Origin of the sequence: Agromyces sp. NPDC060279, assembly GCF_042726785.1 — a bacterium.
Classification (GTDB): Bacteria; Actinomycetota; Actinomycetes; order Actinomycetales; family Microbacteriaceae; genus Agromyces.
In genome coordinates, this window is the sequence record NZ_JBHXBK010000001.1 from 1 (window position 1) to 15712 (window position 15712).

The following is a 15712-nucleotide window of genomic DNA, read 5'->3' on the forward strand; positions in this document are numbered from 1 at the left end:
CGACGCGGTTTCTGGGGGTTCGAGGCGGGTGCGGAGCCGGCGGGCACGGTACCGGAACCGGGGCAACGGCACGGTACCGGCGAGGCCCGCGAGGGCGTCGTCGAACTCGGTCAGTGCGGCGGCGTGCCGGGCCGCATCAGCCGGGGTGCGGTGCGGGTCATCGAGGGGAACACCGTCGAGAGTGTCGAGTGCGGCGCGTACCTCGGCGTACGACGCGATGCCGTCACGGAACCTTGCCCACAGTCGGGGCAGGTGCCGGTGCGCGACGGTGGCGTGGTGGCCGCGGGACCGGATCGTCGCAGCGGGCAGTTGCAACCGCATCGACAGGTCCGCGGCGACGGAGCGGGCGGCGAGCTCACCGACCGGGATGCCGCCGCGAGACTGGGCATGGCGGGACTGGGCGTGGTGCGCGTCGGGGTGGACGTACAGTTCGGGGTGGCTGTCGGCGAGAGCGAAGGCCTGCCGGTACGCGTCGAGTTGCGCGGCCTGCATGCGATTCGCTTCCAACTGGGCGCCCTCGGCGGCATCCAGGGTGGCTTGGAGTTCGGCGAACACGGCACGTGACCCGCCCGCGGCCGACGCGGCCCGCCACCCATCCAACGAAGGCCACTCAGGGTCAGCCCACTCCGGGCCAACCCAGTCCGGGTCAGCCCACTCCGCAGGCGCACTGACGGTGGCCGGGGCGGTCAGCTCGTCGGGGTGCAGCGCTTCGGGCATACCCCAACGCTATCGAACACAGCTTCGAAACCCACTCCCGAAGTGGCGCTGTGGAAAACCCGCGACAAACCCGCCGTGACCGGGCTCGAGCCCGGTCACGGGGATCCGCGAGCTCCGCGCCTAGTGCCCCATCCCGAGTCCGCCGTCGACGGGGATGACGGCGCCCGAGATGTACGCAGCGTCGTCGGACGCGACCCAGGCGACGACCTTCGCGACCTCGCTCGGCACCGCGAAGCGGCCGGCGGGGATGTTCTTCTTGTACTCGGCCTGCTGCGCTTCCGGCAGCGCGTCGGTCATGTCGGTCTCGATGAAGCCGGGCGCCACGACGTTCGCGGTGATGCCGCGCGCGCCGAGCTCGCGGGTGAGCGATCGGGCCATGCCGACGAGCCCGGCCTTCGACGCCGAGTAGTTCACCTGGCCGGCGGAGCCGTACAGGCCGACGACGCTGGAGATGAGCACGACCCGGCCGAAGCGGGCCTTGAGCATGCCCTTCGAGGCGCGCTTCACCACGCGGAACGCGCCGCCGAGATTGGTGTCGACGACCTGCTCGAAGTCCTCGTCGCTCATCCGCATGAGCAGCGTGTCGCGGGTGATGCCGGCATTCGCGACCACGACCTCGACCGCGCCGAGCTCCGCCTCGATCTCGGCGAACGCGCGATCGACGGACGCGCTGTCGGTGACGTCGGCGCGGACCGTCAGCGAACCGGCGGGGCCCTCGCCCGAGCGTGCCGTGACCGCGACCCGGTGGCCCTGCGCGAGGAACTCCTCGGCGATCGCGTATCCGATCCCCCGGTTGCCCCCGGTCACCAGCACGGTGCGGCTCGTCGTCATATCGGCTCCATTTCGAGTCGGAAAAGATGGCGGGCCTCGCCCGAGGCCCGTCCCAGCATAGAACGTCGGCCATTCCCGGCATCCGCTCGGCCGAGACGGACGTAGGCTTGAGAGGAGGAGCGCCGTCAGAGCCCGGCGACCATCATGAAGCAGCAGTCGATCACCTCGCTGCCGCCCTCCCCCGATCAGGAGCGGCGCGCGCGCATGCTCAAGTACACGATCGCGATGACGATCCGCGTCGGGTGCATCTTCGCCATGCTCTTCGTGCAGGGCTGGTGGATGGCGATCTTCGCGGCGGGCGCGATCTTCCTGCCGTACGTCGCCGTCGTGCTCGCGAACGCGCAGGGCACCGGCCGCGCGGGGCAGATCGTCTCCCCCGAGCGCGCCCTCCCCGCGGCGCCGACGCAGATCCGCGACGACCGCGACGACGGCGGCCCCGATGCATCCGCTGGGGGCCAGGCATGATCGGCGGTCTGGGCGGCAACCCGGGCGAGGCGATCTGCTCGCGGGCCGGCTGCAGCGCGCCCGCGCGGTGGCGGGTCGAGTGGAGCAACCCGCGCATCCATACCGACGGCCGCACGAAGACCTGGCTCGCGTGCGACGACCACGTCGAGTACCTGCGCGGTTTCGTCGAGGCCCGCAGCTTTCCCGTCGCCGTCAGCCGGTTCGTCCCGCCGGCCGCCGCTCCCGGAGGAGATGCATGAGCCGCTGGCGCTTCCTGATCGCCCCGCGCTGGGCCGGGTACCTCGCCCTCGTCATCGTGTTCGCGATCGTCTGCTCCGCCCTCGGCACCTGGCAGCTGAACCGCCGGGCCGAAGCGCTCGCGGAGGTGGCCCGCATCGACGCCAACTACGACGCCGAGCCGATCCCGCTGGACGAGGCGCTGCCGGAGCTCGACGCCTTCGACGTCGAGCAGCGCTGGCAGGTCGTGGAGCTCCGCGGCGAGTACCTCGTGGACGACGAGGTCGTCGTCCGCAACCGGCCGTTCTCCGGCACCACCGGCTTCGAGGTGATCACGCCCTTCCGGCTCGACAACGGCGACGTCTTCATGGTGGACCGCGGCTGGGTCGCGCAGAACTCCGACGGCCGACCGAGCGAGGTTCCCGCACCGCCGAGCGGCGAGGTCGACGTGACCGCACGGCTCAAGGCGGGCGAGGGCCGCATCGCCGGCCGCACCTCGACGGGGCGCGAGTTCGCGACCATCGACCTGGAGGAGCTCGCCAAGCGGGTGGGCGCGCCGAGCTATACGGGCGCCTACGGCATCCTCGTGCAGGACGGAGCGGATGCCGCGGAGCCGCCGCTCGCCGCGCCCCGCCCCGAGCGGGACGAGGGCCCGCACCTCTCGTACGCGCTGCAGTGGTACGTCTTCGCGCTGCTCGCGTTCATCGGCCTCGGCTGGGCCGCGAACCAGGAGCGCAAGGCGCGCGAGGAGGCCGGGCTCGACGAGGTGCCGGCGGGTGGCGCGACGCCACCCGCCCGCACCCAGCACCGCGCGCCGCGACGCAAGGAACCGGCGAAGCGAGACCACGACGCCGACGCCGAGGACGAGATCCTCGACCGGCGCTGAGGCCGGAGGGCAGGGCCGCCTAGGCGAGCTCGATGAGCTCCTGGTACTCGGCGCTCCAGTGGTCCTCGACGCCATCGGGCAGGATCAGCACCCGCTCCGGGTTCAGCGCCTCGACGGCGCCCGGGTCGTGCGAGACGAGCACCACGGCGCCCTCGAAGTGGGCGAGCGCGTCGAGGATCTCCTCGCGGCTCGCCGGGTCGAGGTTGTTCGTCGGCTCGTCGAGCAGCAGCACGTTGGCGCCGGAGACGACGATCATCGCCAGCGCGAGCCGGGTCTTCTCGCCGCCCGAGAGCACGCCGGCCGGCTTGTGCACGTCGTCGCCCGTGAAGAGGAACGAGCCCAGCACCTTGCGCGCCTCGGTCTCGGTGAGCGCCGGTGAGGAGGACACCATGTTCTCGAGCACGGTGCGCTTCACGTCGATCGTCTCGTGCTCCTGCGCGAAGTAGCCGATGCGGAGGCCGTGCCCGGGCTCGAGCTGCCCGGTGTCGGGCTGGTCGACGCCCGCCAGGATGCGGAGCAGGGTCGTCTTGCCGGCGCCGTTCAGGCCGATGATGACGACCTTCGAGCCGCGGTCGATGGCCAGGTCGACGGCGGTGAAGATCTCGAGCGAGCCGTAGCTCTTCGAGAGATCGGACGCCTGCAGCGGGGTGCGCCCGCACGCCGCGGGCGTCGGGAAGCGCAGCTTCGCGACCCGGTCGACCGCGCGCACCTCCTCGAGTCCGGCGAGCAGCTTGTCGGCGCGCGCGACCATCTGGTGCGCCGCGGCGGCCTTCGACGCCTTCGCCCCGAACTTGGCGGCCTGCAGGCGCAGTGCGTCGGCCTTCTTCTCGGCGTTGGCGCGCTCCTTCTTGCGGCGCTCCTCGTCGGCGGCGCGCTGGCGCAGGTAGTGCTTCCAGCCCATGTTGTAGATGTCGATGACCGAACGGTTCGCATCCAGGTAGAACACCCGGTTGACGACCTCGCCGACGAGCTCGACGTCGTGGCTGATCACGATCACGCCGCCGCGGTAGTTCTTCAGGAACTCGCGCAGCCAGACGACGGAGTCGGCGTCGAGGTGGTTGGTCGGCTCGTCGAGGATCATCGTCTCGGCGTCGGAGAACAGGATGCGCGCGAGCTCGATGCGCCGTCGCTGGCCGCCCGAGAGGGTCTTCAGCGGCTGGTCGAGGATGCGGTCGGGCAGGTTCAGGTTGGAGGCGATCGATGCCGCCTCCGCCTCGGCCGCGTAGCCGCCGAGGGCGGTGAAGCGGTCGGTGAGCGTGCCGTAGCGCTTCATCGCCTTCTCGGCGACGGCGGGGTCGTCGGAGCCCATCTGCTCGGAGGCCTCGCGCATGCCGAGCACGAGGGTGCCGAGGCCGCGGGCGTCGAGGATGCGCGTGCGGGCGAGCATCTCGGGATCGCCCGAGCGCGGGTCCTGCGGGAGATAGCCGATCTCGCCGGAGCGGTCGATGCGGCCGCCCGTCGGCAGGGTCTCCCCCGCGAGCGTCTTCGTGAGGGTGGTCTTGCCTGCGCCGTTGCGACCGACGAGGCCGATCTTGTCGCCCGGGCTCACTCGGAAGGAGACGTCCTCCATGAGCAGCCGGGCGCCGACGCGGATCTCGAGATCGGTGACGGCGAGCACGACGGGGCCTCCTGGAGGGATGGGGATGGTGTGCCGAGCGGCACAGCCTCCCAGTCTATCGCGCTCGCGGGCGGTGCGTCGTCGCTCGGCGTCGGTGGGCTCCGGCAGACTCTGGGCATGACGACTTCCCCGACGGTGGATGCCTCCCCGAGTGCGGTCCGCGCCGCGCGGCTCGCGGCCCAGGGGCTCGACGATGGGTTCGCCTCCCCCGCCGAGGTGGTCGATCGCCTCGTCTGCGTGCAGGCGCAAGACCTGGCCGCGGCGAAGTGGGTGCTCGGCGCCCGTATCCCGGGCAGCTCCGAGGCGCGCATCGACGAGGCGATCGACCGGGCCGAGCTGCTCCGCTCCTGGCCGATGCGCGGCACGCTGCACTTCGTCTCGCCGGAGCTGTACCGGCCCATCCTGCGGTTGACGGCGGAGCGGGTGCTCCAGCGCGCGACGACGATCCACCGGCGCGAAGGGCTCGACGACGAGGTCGCCGCCCGGGCGCGCGCCGTGGCGGTCGCCGAGCTCGAGGGCGGTGGATCGGCCACGCGCGAGGAACTCCAGGCGGCGTGGAACCGCGCCGGCATCCCGATCGAAGGCCAGCGCGGCTATCACCTGCTCTGGCGCCTCGCGAACGAGGGGCTGCTGTGCTGCGGCCCGATCGAGACGCGGGCGAGGCAGCGCTTCGCGCTCCTCGACGAGTGGTCGCCGGCCGCACCCGGCCCGGCCATCGACGACGAGGAGGCGCTGGCCCGGTTCTTCGTCGGCTACGTGCGCGGCCACGGCCCGGTCACGGTGCGCGACTTCGCCTGGTGGGGCGGGCTCACGATGGCGCAGGCCCGCACAGGGCTCGCGGCGGCGGGCGACGCGGTCATCGCCTTCGATGCGGAGCGCTACGTGGCGGCGGATGCCGCGCCGGCGTCGACGGTGCCGACGGGACGCCAGGTGCTGGCCCCGTTCGACGAGTACTTCCTCGGCTACGGCGATCGTTCGGCGTTCTGCTCCGAGGCGGATGCGCTGCGGGTCGTGCCCGGCAAGAACGGGCTGTTCCTGCCGCTGCTCATCGCGGACGGCGAGGTCGTCGGCACGTGGAAGCGGCGGCCGCCCCGTCGCGGCGCGGTCGGCATCGACGTCGCCGCGTTCGATGCGATGCCGTCGCTGGACGAGTTCCGTCCCGCGTTCGAGCGCTGGGCGGCGTTCTGGTCGCTGACGCTCGACGAGGTGGTGCTCGCCGGCTGACGCACGCCGGGCGAACGGCGCGGTCGTCGTCCTGCGACGCGACGAGGCGCCGGGCGATCGCAGCGCCCGGCCCCTCGTCTTCGCGCGGGATTACTGCGCGAGCTGCGCCTGCAGCTCCAGGGTGATGGTCACCTGGTCGCCGAGGAGCACGCCGCCGGTCTCGAGCGCCGCGTTATAGTGCAGGCCGAAGTCCTCGCGGTTGATGACGGCCTTGGCGGTGGCGCCGGCCTTGTAGTTGCCGTAGGGGTCGCCGCCGAAGCCGCCGAAGTCGAAGTCGAAGGTGACGGGCTTCGTGATGCCGCGGATGGTGAGGTCGCCGTCGACCTTGAAGTCGCCGCCCTCGACGCGCACGCCGGTCGAGACGAAGTCGATCGTCGGGTAGGTCTCGGCCTCGAAGAAGTCGCCGGTGCGCAGGTGCGCGTCGCGGTTCGGCTCGTTCGTCGAAACGGACGCGACCTCGGCGGAGGCGGTGACGGACGAGTCGAGCGGGTTCTCCGCGGTCACGAAGGTGGCGTCGAAGCGCTCGAACTTGCCCTTGACCTTGCTGATCATGAGGTGGCGGATCTGGAAGCCGACCTCGCTGTGGGCGGGGTCGATGGTCCAGGTGCCGGCGCGGTAGCCGGGGATGTCGATGGTGGGTGCGGTCGTCGTCATGAGGGTGGTCTCCGATGTCGATTCGTCGGGGCCGGTCGGCCCGCTTCGATGACAACGCATGGAATCCCGAGATGTATTCCAACGCATACGAAAAATTTCCGAGCGGATGCGAGCGCCGCGCGCAGGCGTGCTCAGTCGCTCGCGAATTCGCGGCGCAGCGTCAGCACCCGGAGCGCCGCGTCGTCGAGGCGGGCCTCGGGAATGCGGCCCGAGCGCACGGCGTCGGCGATCGCGGACGTCAGTCCGTCGACGGAGATGCCGAACTCCGACGGGTCGGCCGGCAGCACGTACAGCAGCAGATCCGAGCCCGAGGCGACCGCGCGGATCGCGTTCTCTCCCGGGTCCTGGTACTCCTCGAGCCCGTTGTGCTGCAGCATCAGCAGGTCGTCGGTCACCACGACGCCGTCGAACCCCAGCTCCTCGCGCAGGATGCGATGCCACTCCGCCGACAACGACGCGGGAGCCGGGTCCACGGCCGGGAAGACGAGGTGTCCGGTCATGACGAGCTCGCTGCCCGCGTCGATCCCGGCCTGGAACGGCGGCGCGGCGATCGATCGCCATCCGGCGAGGTCGAGCGGGCTCGTCGGGAGGCTCTCGTGGGAGTCCCCCGGTGCCTGCCCGTGGCCGGGGAAGTGCTTGAGCGTGGAGGCCACGAGGCCCTGCTCCCCCTGCACCGCCCCGGCGACCAGCGGCGACGCCGACGCGGCATCCGGGCCGAGGACGCGACTGGAGATGAAGGAGTCCGGGTCGTCGGTGACGTCGGCCACGACGCCGAAGTTCACGTCGATGCCCGCAGCGGCGAGCACCTCGCCACGAGTGCGGAACGCGGCGCGCGCCTCGGCCGCCGTGCCGCCCCGGAGCGCGTCCGCGCCCGGCGCCGGGTCCCACGGGAGCCGCTGCACGTCGCCGCCCTCCTCGTCGATGGCGATGAGTGTGCGCGCCTCGGGATCGAACTGCACCGCGGCGGTGAGGGCTGCGAGGGCGTCGGCGTCCGCGGGGATGTTGTCGCCCATCAGAATGAGCCCGCCGATCCCCTGCTCGGCGAGCGCCCGGAGCGGGCCCGGCTCGGTCCCCGGCGCGTGCAGCATGAGGAGCGATGCGGCCTTCTGCTCGAGACTCATGCCGTCGAGGCGCTCCGCAGCCCACTCGGCCGCGGTCGGCGGCGGCGTCGTCGGCGATGCCGACGGGCTCGGAGGCGGCGCAGTACTCGTCGGCGCCGGCGCAGCGCTGCACGCCGAGACGGCCAGGATGCCGACGGCCAGGAGGGCCAGCAGCCCGGCGCGTGTGCTCTGCATGGCCATCGAGTCTACGGGGCGTGTCCCGTCCGGGGGTCGAGGAGCCCGCGGGTAGACTCGCCGCGCCGACGACCGCGGAGGTGGGTGTTCTCATGCGTTCTCGCCGCACGTTCCATCGCGGCGCCGCGGCCGGCGCTGCGCTCGTGCTGGCCGGCCTCTTCGCGGTGGCGACGCCGACCGCCGCGCTCGCGGAGGAGTACCCGAGCTGGGACGAGGTCGAGGCGGCGAAGTCCGATGTCGCCAGCCGCACCGCGGAGGCCGAGCGGATCGACGCCCTCGTCGCCTCGCTCCAGGCGGAGTCCGGCCGGCTCGGCGATGCCGCGGTCGTGGCGGCCTCGGAGTCCGCTGCGGCGGACGCCGCCCTCGCGGAGGCGAGCGACCGCGCCGAGGAGCTCCAGGCCTCGGCCGACGCGGCGAGCAGCACCGCGGTCGAGGCGGCGGCGCAGTTCGGCCGGGCATCGGCCCTGCTCGCCCGATCCGGCTCGACGAACGGCCTGCTCGCCCTGCTCAGCGAGAGCGCCCGTCCCGACGCGAGCGGCGACCCGAGCCGGACGCTCATGGCGCTGTCCCGCACCGAACGGCTCGCGGACCTCTCCTCGGGTATCGCCGCCGTTGCGACCGAGGCGAAGGCGAACGCCGACGCGCTGAGCGCTCAGGCGGCCGTCGCGGAGGACGAGCGCGCGCGTCGGGCCGAGGCGGCCCGCAGCCAGGCGGAGGCGGCGGAGGCGGCGCACGCCCGCGCGGAGGCCGATGTCGCGGCGCAGCAAGCGACCCTCGACACGCTCTACGCCCAGCTCGCGAGCCTGCGCAACCGCTCGGTCGAACTCGAGCGCCGCTACCAGATCGGCGTCGACGCGCAGCGCGAAGCGGACGCCAGGGCGGCGGCCGAGGCCGAGGCGAACGGCGGGATGACCCCGGCGCCGCCACCCGGCATCGTCGTGGACCCCGACGGGGCGAAGGCCTACGCCCGGCAGGCGGTGGCGCGCTACGGCTGGGGCGATGGCGAGTACCAGTGCCTCGTATTGCTGTGGACGCGGGAGTCCAGCTGGCGCGCCGACGCGTACAACGCCTCGAGCGGCGCCTACGGCATCCCGCAGTCGCTCCCCGGCAGCAAGATGGCCTCGGCGGGCGCGGACTGGCGCACCAACGCCGCCACGCAGATCGAATGGGGGCTCGCGTACATCTCCGGCCGCTACGGCGCGCCATGCGGGGCCTGGGCGCACTCCGAAGCGGTCAACTGGTACTGAGCCGCCGCGGGGGTCGCCACGTCTGGCGGGCACTCAGGCGTCGAGCGCCAGACTGGAGGGGTGGAGCACGACGAGCAGGCGAGGTTCCGGCGGCATGCCGGTGACGGGACCCTGCTCGCCGGCGGCGCGGCCGCCATCCTGCTCCAGCTCGCCGACCCCCGCGTGGCGGCCGGCGTCGCCGCGCACAGCGACTTCGTGCATCGCCCGTTCGACCGCCTGCTCGGCACCCTCGAGTACCTCTACGCCGTCGGCTTCGGATCGCCCGAGCTGGCCGAGCGGATGGCCCGCCTCGTCGACGAGCGCCACCGCCCGGTGCACGGCCGGGCCGCCGCCGACGGGGCCCGCTACAGCGCCTTCGACGCCGACGCCCAGCGCTGGGTGGCGGCCACGATCACCGCGACGACGCTGGAACTGCACGAGCGCCTCGTCGGACGGCTCCCCACGGCGGAGGCCGATCTCATCGTGCGTCGGCTGGGCGCGCTCGGGGGCCGGCTCCAGGCGGCGCGGGCGGGCTGGCCCGAGACCCGGGCGGAGTTCGACGCGTGGTGGGCGGAGCGGCTCGCGCGGCTCGAGGTGGGCGACGATGCACGGCGCATCGCGCACGCCCTGCTCGACGCACGAGGGCTGCCGCGCGGCGTCCGCCTGCTGCTGCCGCCCGTCCGCCTGATGACCGTCGCCCTCCTGCCCGAGGCGGTGCGCCGGGCCTACGGGCTGTCCTCGGCGCCACGGGTGCTCTCGGCCGGCGCGGCGTGGCTCCGCGCCGTCGGGATCGCGAGGCGCGTCCTCCCCCGAGGCATCCGCGAGCTGCCGCTGCGGCAGGCGCTCCGGCGCGCCGCGCTGGCCACCGAGTACGCTGAGGCTCGAGGACGATGACGACCCAGCAGGAGCCATGACCACGCACCAGCCGCACCGCGAACCGCTCGACGACATCGACCGGCGCATCGTCGCCGAGCTCAGTCAGGACGGCCGGCTGTCGGTGCGCACGCTCGCGGAGCGGGTGCACGTCTCACGCACCGCCGCGCACAACCGGCTCCAGGCGCTGCAGCGCCGCGGCGTGATCAGCGGCTTCGGTGCGCAGATCGACCGCAAGGCGATCGGGCTCGAGATCTCCGCCCTCGTGGTGGTGCGGGTGGGCGACGTGCCCTGGGAGCAGATCGTCGAACAGCTCGCGACCCTGCCCTTCGTCGAGAAGGTGCAGGCGGTCTCCGGCGACATCGACATCATCCTCACCGTCAGCGCGCCCGACCACGAGCAGCTGAGCCAGGCGATCCTGCGCGACATCCACGACATGCCCGGCGTCGTCTCCACACGATCGCACCTCATCCTCGCCGAGATCGAGGGCCGCCCGCCCGCGCAGTCCCTGGACATCTGGCGCAGCTGACGCGCCGCCCGGCGGACGCTCGTCACGTGTTCCGCCGCCCGAGAGCCGTTCGTTCCTCCTTGCGCGACACGGCATCCGCGGGGCGCGAAGCTGCTCCACGATGGCGTCATGAGCCTCAACGTCGAGCTGCCGCCCACCCGCACCCTGCCGCCGGAGAAGCCGCTCCGGTTGCTCGACAACGCCGGACACGCGGTGACCGGTCGGGACACCGGCGGATTCGCCCTCCCGGACCTCGCCACCCTCGTCGAGCTCTACCGGCGCATGGTGATCGCCCGCCGCTTCGACGTGCAGGTCACGGCGCTCACCCGCCAGGGACGCCTCGCCACCTACCCCTCCGCGCTCGGCCAGGAGGCGTGCGAGATCGGCGCCGTCTCCGCGCTCGACGCGGACGACTGGCTCTTCCCGACCTACCGCGAGAGCGTGGCCCTGCTCACCCGCGGCATCGACCCGGCCGAGATCCTCGTCTCCTTCCGTGGAGACTGGCACAACGGCTACGACCAGCGCGCGCACCGCACCGCGGCGCAGGCGACGCCGCTCGCGACCCAGGCGCTGCACGCCGTCGGCCTCGGCCACGCGGCCCGACTGCGGCACGACCCCATCGCCACCCTCGCCTTCCTCGGCGACGGCGCGACGAGCGAGGGCGACGCCCACGAGGCCTTCAACTTCGCCGCCGTCTGGCAGACGCCCACCGTGTTCCTCGTGCAGAACAACCAGTACGCCATCAGCGTGCCGCTCTCGAGGCAGACGCACGCCCGCACGCTCGCCGACAAGGCCGTCGGCTACGGCATGCCCGGCTACCACGTCGACGGCAACGACGTCGCCGCCGTCTACGCCGTCACCCGTGCCGCCGTCGAGCGCGCCCGCGCCGGGCACGGCCCGACGTTCATCGAGGGCGTCACCTACCGGGTCGAGTCGCACACCAACTCGGACGACCCGACGCGCTACCGGCAGCAGCGCGAAGTCGAGCACTGGAAGCGGCGCGACCCGATCGAACGGCTCGAGAAGTACCTCGTGTCGGAGGGCGCGCTCGGCGACGGGCTGCGCGAGGAGATCACCGCGGCGGCCGAAGCGCTCGCGGCGCGCACCCGCGAGGCGATGTCCGCCGAGGCGGAGGTCTCGCCGCTCGAACTGTTCGACCACGTCTACGCGACCCCGCGGCGCCAGCTCGCCGAGCAGCGCGAGCGGCTCGCCGCCGAACTCGCGGCGGGCCTCGAGACGAGCGGAGCCGCCCGATGAGCCCGCTCACCGAAGCCGCCCCCGCGGCCGAAGCCGCGACCGGACCGGCCCCGGTCACCATGGCCGCCGCGCTGAACCGCGCTCTACGCGACGCGATGGCGGAGGACGACCGGGTCGTCGTGTACGGCGAGGACGTCGGCCCGCTCGGCGGCGTCTTCCGGGTGACCGACGGCCTGCAGGCCGAGTTCGGCGAGGAACGGATCTGGGATTCGCCGCTCGCGGAGTCGGGCATCGTCGGGACGGCGGTCGGCATGGCGATCTACGGGCTGCGCCCGGTCGTGGAGATGCAGTTCGACGCCTTCAGCTACCCCGCGTTCGAGCAGATCGTCTCGCACGTCGCGAAGATGCGGAACCGCACGAAGGGCCGGCTGCAGCTGCCGATGGTGATCCGCATCCCCTGCGCCGGGGCGATCGGCGGCGTCGAGCACCACTCCGATTCCTCCGAGGCCTACTGGACCGCGACCCCGGGGCTCACGGTGGTCACCCCCTCGAACCCGGCCGACGCCTACTCGATGCTGCGCGAGGCCATCGCGAGCGACGACCCCGTCGTGTTCATGGAGCCGAAGAGCCGCTACTGGGCCAAGGCCGAGCTCGCGCTGCCGGTCACCACGGCGCCCATGGACCGCGCGCTCGTGCTCCGCGAAGGGAGCGACGTCACGCTCCTCGCCTACGGGCCGACGGTGAAGACGGCGCTGGACGCCGCAGACGCCGCCGCGGCCGAGGACCTCTCGATCGAGGTGATCGATCTGCGCAGCCTCTCCCCCTTCGACGACGAGACCGTGGGCGCGTCGGTGCGGAAGACCTCGCGCGCGGCGGTCATCCACGAGGCGGCGCAGTTCGGCGGCTACGGCGCCGAGGTGGCGGCCCGCGTGACGGAGCGCAACTTCCACTGGCTCGCGGAGCCGGTGCTGCGGATCGCGGGCTACGACATCCCGTACCCCTCGCCCAAGTTGGAGTCCTTCCATCTGCCGACCGCCGAGCGGGTGCTGCACGCGCTCGCCGGCTGGAACTGGGACCTCGCATGAGCCGCGAGTTCCTGCTCCCCGACCTCGGCGAGGGGCTGAGCGAGGCCGAAATCGTCGCGTGGCTCGTCGCACCGGGTGACACGGTCGCCGTCGATCAGCCCGTCGTCGAACTCGAATCGGCGAAGTCGGTCGTGCAGCTGCCCTGCCCGTTCGACGGGGTGGTGAGCCGCCTCGGCGGCGAGGTGGGCACGGTGCTGCACGAGGGCGCCGTGCTGCTCGCGCTGGAACCGATCGGTGACGAGCCGGCGGACGCGGATGCGCATGCCCCGGCGGAGACGGCGGATGCCGCGGAGGAGGCCTCGGGCGCCGTACTCGTCGGCTACGGCACGATGTCGAGCGCCGTCGCGGCCCGACCGCTCGGCGCGCCGGCGCGGTTCGGTCGTCGCGACGCTCCACGAGCGGCTGGGGGCCCGCCGTCCCGTCCGCGCCTCGATCCCGGGCGCCGCTCCCCCGTGGTGTCGCCGATCGTGCGCAGACTCGCGCGCCAGAACGGTTTCGACGCGAGCCGCCTCGAGGGCACGGGGCCCGACCACCTCGTGCTCCGGCGAGACGTCGAGGCCTATCTCGCATCGGCGACGGCGACGACCCCGGACACGCAGCGACCGGAGCGCTCGGCGCAGCCGGGGGCGGTGCGCACGGCCGACGCGGCCGTCCCGTCGAGCGAGGGCGACGAACGGATCCCGCTCGACCGCATGCGCCGCGCGGCCGCGGCCCAGTTCACCCGCTCCCGGCGCGAGATCCCGGAGGCGACCGTCTGGCTGGACGTGGATGCGACCCGCCTCGTCGAGGCGCGGCGCGAACTCGTCGAGGCGACGGGCGAGCGGTTCGGGCTCACGGCACTGATCGCGCGCTTCGCGGTCGCGGGGCTCGCGCGGCATCCGATCCTGAACTCGAGCTTCGATGCGGAGCGCGAGGAGATCGTGCAGCACCGCGCGGTGCACCTCGGGCTCGCGACGCAGGGGCCGCGCGGCCTCGTCGTGCCGGTGATCGCCAACGCGGGCGAGCTGACCCTGCGCGGGCTCCGCGACGCGATCGCGGGCGTGCCCGACGCGCTGGAGGGCGGCGGCGCACGACTGCGCGGGGGCACGTTCACCCTGAACAACTACGGGGCGCTCGGCGTCGACGGCTCGGCGGCGATCATCAACCATCCCGAGGCCGCGATGCTCGGCGTGGGGCGCTTCGTCGAACGGCCGTGGGTCGTCGATGGTGCCATCGTGCCACGCACGGTGACGGAGCTCACGCTGAGCTTCGACCACCGGGTGTGCGACGGCGCGGAGGCGGCCGCGTTCCTGACGTTCGTCGCGGGCTGCATCGAGCGGCCGATGACCCTGCTCGTCGAGCTCTAGTCCGTCACCGAGCGCTCGTGGCCCGGCTGCGGGTGCCGGCTCAGAAGAACTCGTCCGGCGTGCCGGCGGCCCGCTCGACGTCGCTCGTGTCGCGGCCGGCGTCGCGGAGCTTCGCGACGGCGACGCGGAGCCCGGATTCCATCTGCGCGGCCCAGGCGTCCGACTCACGCGCGCTCGTCTCGGCCGCACGGGCGCGTGACTCGGCCGCTTCGGCCGCGTCGCGAGCGTCGGCGACCTGCTTCAAGGCCAGCGAGATGCCGTAGTACGCGGCGACCATGGTCGCGATCGGCGCGGCGATGATCGCGAGTGCGCTGATCGCGGCCCCGTTCGGTGCGAAGGCGACGAGCAGGGCGAACGCGAGGAAGAGCGCGACGATCGCGGCGAGCACCACCAGCATGAATCGGAGGTCCCGCCCCCAGGGGCCACGTGGGCGGGCAGCGCCGGCGGCCGCGGTGTCGACCGGGGTGTTCGGCGCGGCTGGAGCGCTGGAATCGAACGGATCGAGCGAGGGCGAGGTGGGCGCGGACTCGGACATCGTTTCCTCCTGGCCGACGGACGATACGTCCCCCATTGTGGGGTCGGGGCGCGCGGTCGGTCAAGGCGATGGGGTCGCCGTGTCCCCTGAACTGGCTACGTTTTCGAGCTTTCGCCGAGCCCGTCCCTTCCGACACAATCGAAGGCAGATGGGAACTCGTTCGGGGGCGAGAGGCTGAGAGTACCCGCTCGAAGCTGACGTCGTACCGCGCATGCCTGAGGCGCGGACGCCCGTGTTCATCGACCATTCGGTCGGCGAATGCAGGTGTCCAACCCTCGGATCAGTCACCGTTCGCCTCACGGCGACCGCTGTGGGGCTGTGCATGCACGGAAGGACACGCGGTATGAAACCCACTGTCGTCGCCCTGTTCATCCTCGCCGGCGCACTCGTGCCCGGCATCGCGGCCCAGGCCGCCCAGCCCGCGGCCGCACCAGCGGTCGCGGTGCACGCGGCGGGCTTCGGCGACAACCCGGGGACGGATGTCTTCGGGTACCGTGCGAGCGCACAAGCCGATCACGACGCCCGTCTCGAAGCGGCTCGCGCCGCTGCGGCGGCGAAGGCTGCAGCGGATGCTGCGGCGGCGAAGGCTGCGGCCGACGCTGCCGTCGCGGAAGCTGCTGCCGCCGCCGAAGCCGAGGCCGAGGCCGTCTACGAGGAGACCGACGACGCCTCCTGGTCAGACGAGGGCTCGTGGTCGGGTGGCTCCGCCGAGGAGGCCGCACCCGCGGCCGCCCCGGCGCCTGCTGAGGCTGCACCCCAGCCGACGTCACCGCGACCGGACAACAGCAACTGCGGACCCTGCCCCGCAGAGACGCTGGAGTGGATCGTGTACGACGGCGTCGGCTACTGGGCGTGCCCCTGAGCGAGCGACCCGAACCGCTCCACACCGTGGGGCCGGGGGCTTTTGTTGGCGGGGCCCCCGCTCGTTTTCCCCACTCCCCTCCGTCCCAAAAATTCCCGAAAAAAACCCCCCACCGCCCCCCCTCCCCCCTCGCCCCCCCCCCCCCCCCCCGCTGCTGCGCGGCGAACCGGCGGA

The 15712-nt window shown here is 72.9% G+C and carries 17 protein-coding genes; 11 read left to right on the forward strand and 6 right to left on the reverse strand.

All coding sequences use genetic code 11. The features are described 5' to 3' along the window. Together ACFWE1_RS00005 and ACFWE1_RS00010 are read right to left on the reverse strand one after the other, a co-directional pair. The coding region (locus tag ACFWE1_RS00005) for a hypothetical protein (RefSeq protein ID WP_376931548.1) at positions 1 to 717 on the reverse strand (717 nt) is incomplete at its 3' end. A 120-nt stretch (positions 718 to 837) separates the two neighbouring features. After that, on the reverse strand, positions 838 to 1548 hold the full coding sequence (locus ACFWE1_RS00010; protein ID WP_376931549.1) for a beta-ketoacyl-ACP reductase: 711 nt from the start codon (positions 1546 to 1548) through the stop codon (positions 838 to 840). Between the two features lie 144 nt (positions 1549 to 1692). Between ACFWE1_RS00010 and ACFWE1_RS00015 the strand changes: the two genes are divergently transcribed. From ACFWE1_RS00015 to ACFWE1_RS00025, 3 genes are read left to right on the forward strand one after another with little or no spacing between them, the layout of a single operon-like run. After that, positions 1693 to 2013 (forward strand): DUF3099 domain-containing protein, encoded by a 321-nt coding sequence (locus ACFWE1_RS00015; protein ID WP_376931550.1) that lies wholly within the window; start codon positions 1693 to 1695, stop codon positions 2011 to 2013. Continuing rightward, positions 2010 to 2252, forward strand: coding sequence for a hypothetical protein (locus ACFWE1_RS00020; RefSeq protein ID WP_376931551.1), 243 nt, complete (start codon positions 2010 to 2012; stop codon positions 2250 to 2252). The genes ACFWE1_RS00015 and ACFWE1_RS00020 overlap by 4 nt, the downstream gene beginning before the upstream one ends. Continuing rightward, a complete protein-coding gene (locus ACFWE1_RS00025; RefSeq protein WP_376931552.1) occupies positions 2249 to 3115 on the forward strand; it encodes an SURF1 family protein in 867 nt (288 codons plus the stop codon). The genes ACFWE1_RS00020 and ACFWE1_RS00025 overlap by 4 nt, the downstream gene beginning before the upstream one ends. A 19-nt stretch (positions 3116 to 3134) precedes the next feature. Here ACFWE1_RS00025 and ACFWE1_RS00030 read toward each other — a convergent pair whose 3' ends face one another. Then, positions 3135 to 4733, reverse strand: a complete 1599-nt coding sequence (locus ACFWE1_RS00030) for an ABC-F family ATP-binding cassette domain-containing protein (protein WP_376931553.1) — start codon at positions 4731 to 4733, stop codon at positions 3135 to 3137. A gap of 117 nt (positions 4734 to 4850) precedes the next feature. On the opposite strand from ACFWE1_RS00030, the gene ACFWE1_RS00035 reads away from it, so the two are divergent. Beyond that, positions 4851 to 5957 (forward strand): winged helix DNA-binding domain-containing protein, encoded by a 1107-nt coding sequence (locus ACFWE1_RS00035; RefSeq protein ID WP_376931554.1) that lies wholly within the window; start codon positions 4851 to 4853, stop codon positions 5955 to 5957. 90 nt (positions 5958 to 6047) lie between these two features. On the opposite strand, the gene ACFWE1_RS00040 is transcribed toward ACFWE1_RS00035, so the two are convergent. Both ACFWE1_RS00040 and ACFWE1_RS00045 read right to left on the reverse strand, forming a co-directional pair. Continuing rightward, a complete protein-coding gene (locus ACFWE1_RS00040) occupies positions 6048 to 6611 on the reverse strand; it encodes a YceI family protein (protein WP_243568327.1) in 564 nt (187 codons plus the stop codon). 131 nt (positions 6612 to 6742) lie between these two features. Further along, entirely contained in the window at positions 6743 to 7906 is a 1164-nt protein-coding gene (locus tag ACFWE1_RS00045) for a glycoside hydrolase family 3 N-terminal domain-containing protein (RefSeq protein WP_376931555.1), read from the reverse strand. Positions 7907 to 7998: 92 nt separating this feature from the next. On the opposite strand from ACFWE1_RS00045, the gene ACFWE1_RS00050 reads away from it, so the two are divergent. The 6 genes from ACFWE1_RS00050 to ACFWE1_RS00075 all read left to right on the forward strand — a co-directional run bounded on the left by ACFWE1_RS00050 (position 7999) and on the right by ACFWE1_RS00075 (position 14141). Next, positions 7999 to 9153 carry a hypothetical protein gene (locus ACFWE1_RS00050; protein WP_376931556.1) on the forward strand — a complete coding sequence of 385 codons (1155 nt, stop codon included), beginning with the start codon at positions 7999 to 8001 and terminating at the stop codon, positions 9151 to 9153. A 60-nt stretch (positions 9154 to 9213) separates the two neighbouring features. Beyond that, positions 9214 to 10026: an oxygenase MpaB family protein gene (locus ACFWE1_RS00055; RefSeq protein ID WP_376931557.1), complete on the forward strand. Its 813-nt coding sequence runs from the start codon at positions 9214 to 9216 to the stop codon at positions 10024 to 10026. 16 nt (positions 10027 to 10042) lie between these two features. After that, on the forward strand, positions 10043 to 10534 hold the full coding sequence (locus ACFWE1_RS00060) for an Lrp/AsnC family transcriptional regulator (RefSeq protein ID WP_230763513.1): 492 nt from the start codon (positions 10043 to 10045) through the stop codon (positions 10532 to 10534). A 108-nt stretch (positions 10535 to 10642) separates the two neighbouring features. Then, positions 10643 to 11770, forward strand: a complete 1128-nt coding sequence (pdhA, locus tag ACFWE1_RS00065; RefSeq protein WP_376931558.1) for a pyruvate dehydrogenase (acetyl-transferring) E1 component subunit alpha — start codon at positions 10643 to 10645, stop codon at positions 11768 to 11770. Further along, positions 11767 to 12795, forward strand: coding sequence for an alpha-ketoacid dehydrogenase subunit beta (locus ACFWE1_RS00070; RefSeq protein WP_376931559.1), 1029 nt, complete (start codon positions 11767 to 11769; stop codon positions 12793 to 12795). Before pdhA ends, ACFWE1_RS00070 begins: the two co-directional genes overlap by 4 nt. After that, a complete protein-coding gene (locus tag ACFWE1_RS00075; protein ID WP_376931560.1) occupies positions 12792 to 14141 on the forward strand; it encodes a dihydrolipoamide acetyltransferase family protein in 1350 nt (449 codons plus the stop codon). Before ACFWE1_RS00070 ends, ACFWE1_RS00075 begins: the two co-directional genes overlap by 4 nt. 40 nt (positions 14142 to 14181) lie before the next feature. Here the strand turns inward: ACFWE1_RS00075 and ACFWE1_RS00080 are convergent, their stop codons facing one another. Continuing rightward, positions 14182 to 14676: a hypothetical protein gene (locus ACFWE1_RS00080; protein WP_376931561.1), complete on the reverse strand. Its 495-nt coding sequence runs from the start codon at positions 14674 to 14676 to the stop codon at positions 14182 to 14184. A gap of 343 nt (positions 14677 to 15019) precedes the next feature. Between ACFWE1_RS00080 and ACFWE1_RS00085 the strand changes: the two genes are divergently transcribed. After that, positions 15020 to 15538: a hypothetical protein gene (locus ACFWE1_RS00085; RefSeq protein ID WP_376931562.1), complete on the forward strand. Its 519-nt coding sequence runs from the start codon at positions 15020 to 15022 to the stop codon at positions 15536 to 15538. Positions 15539 to 15712 lie beyond the last annotated feature (174 nt).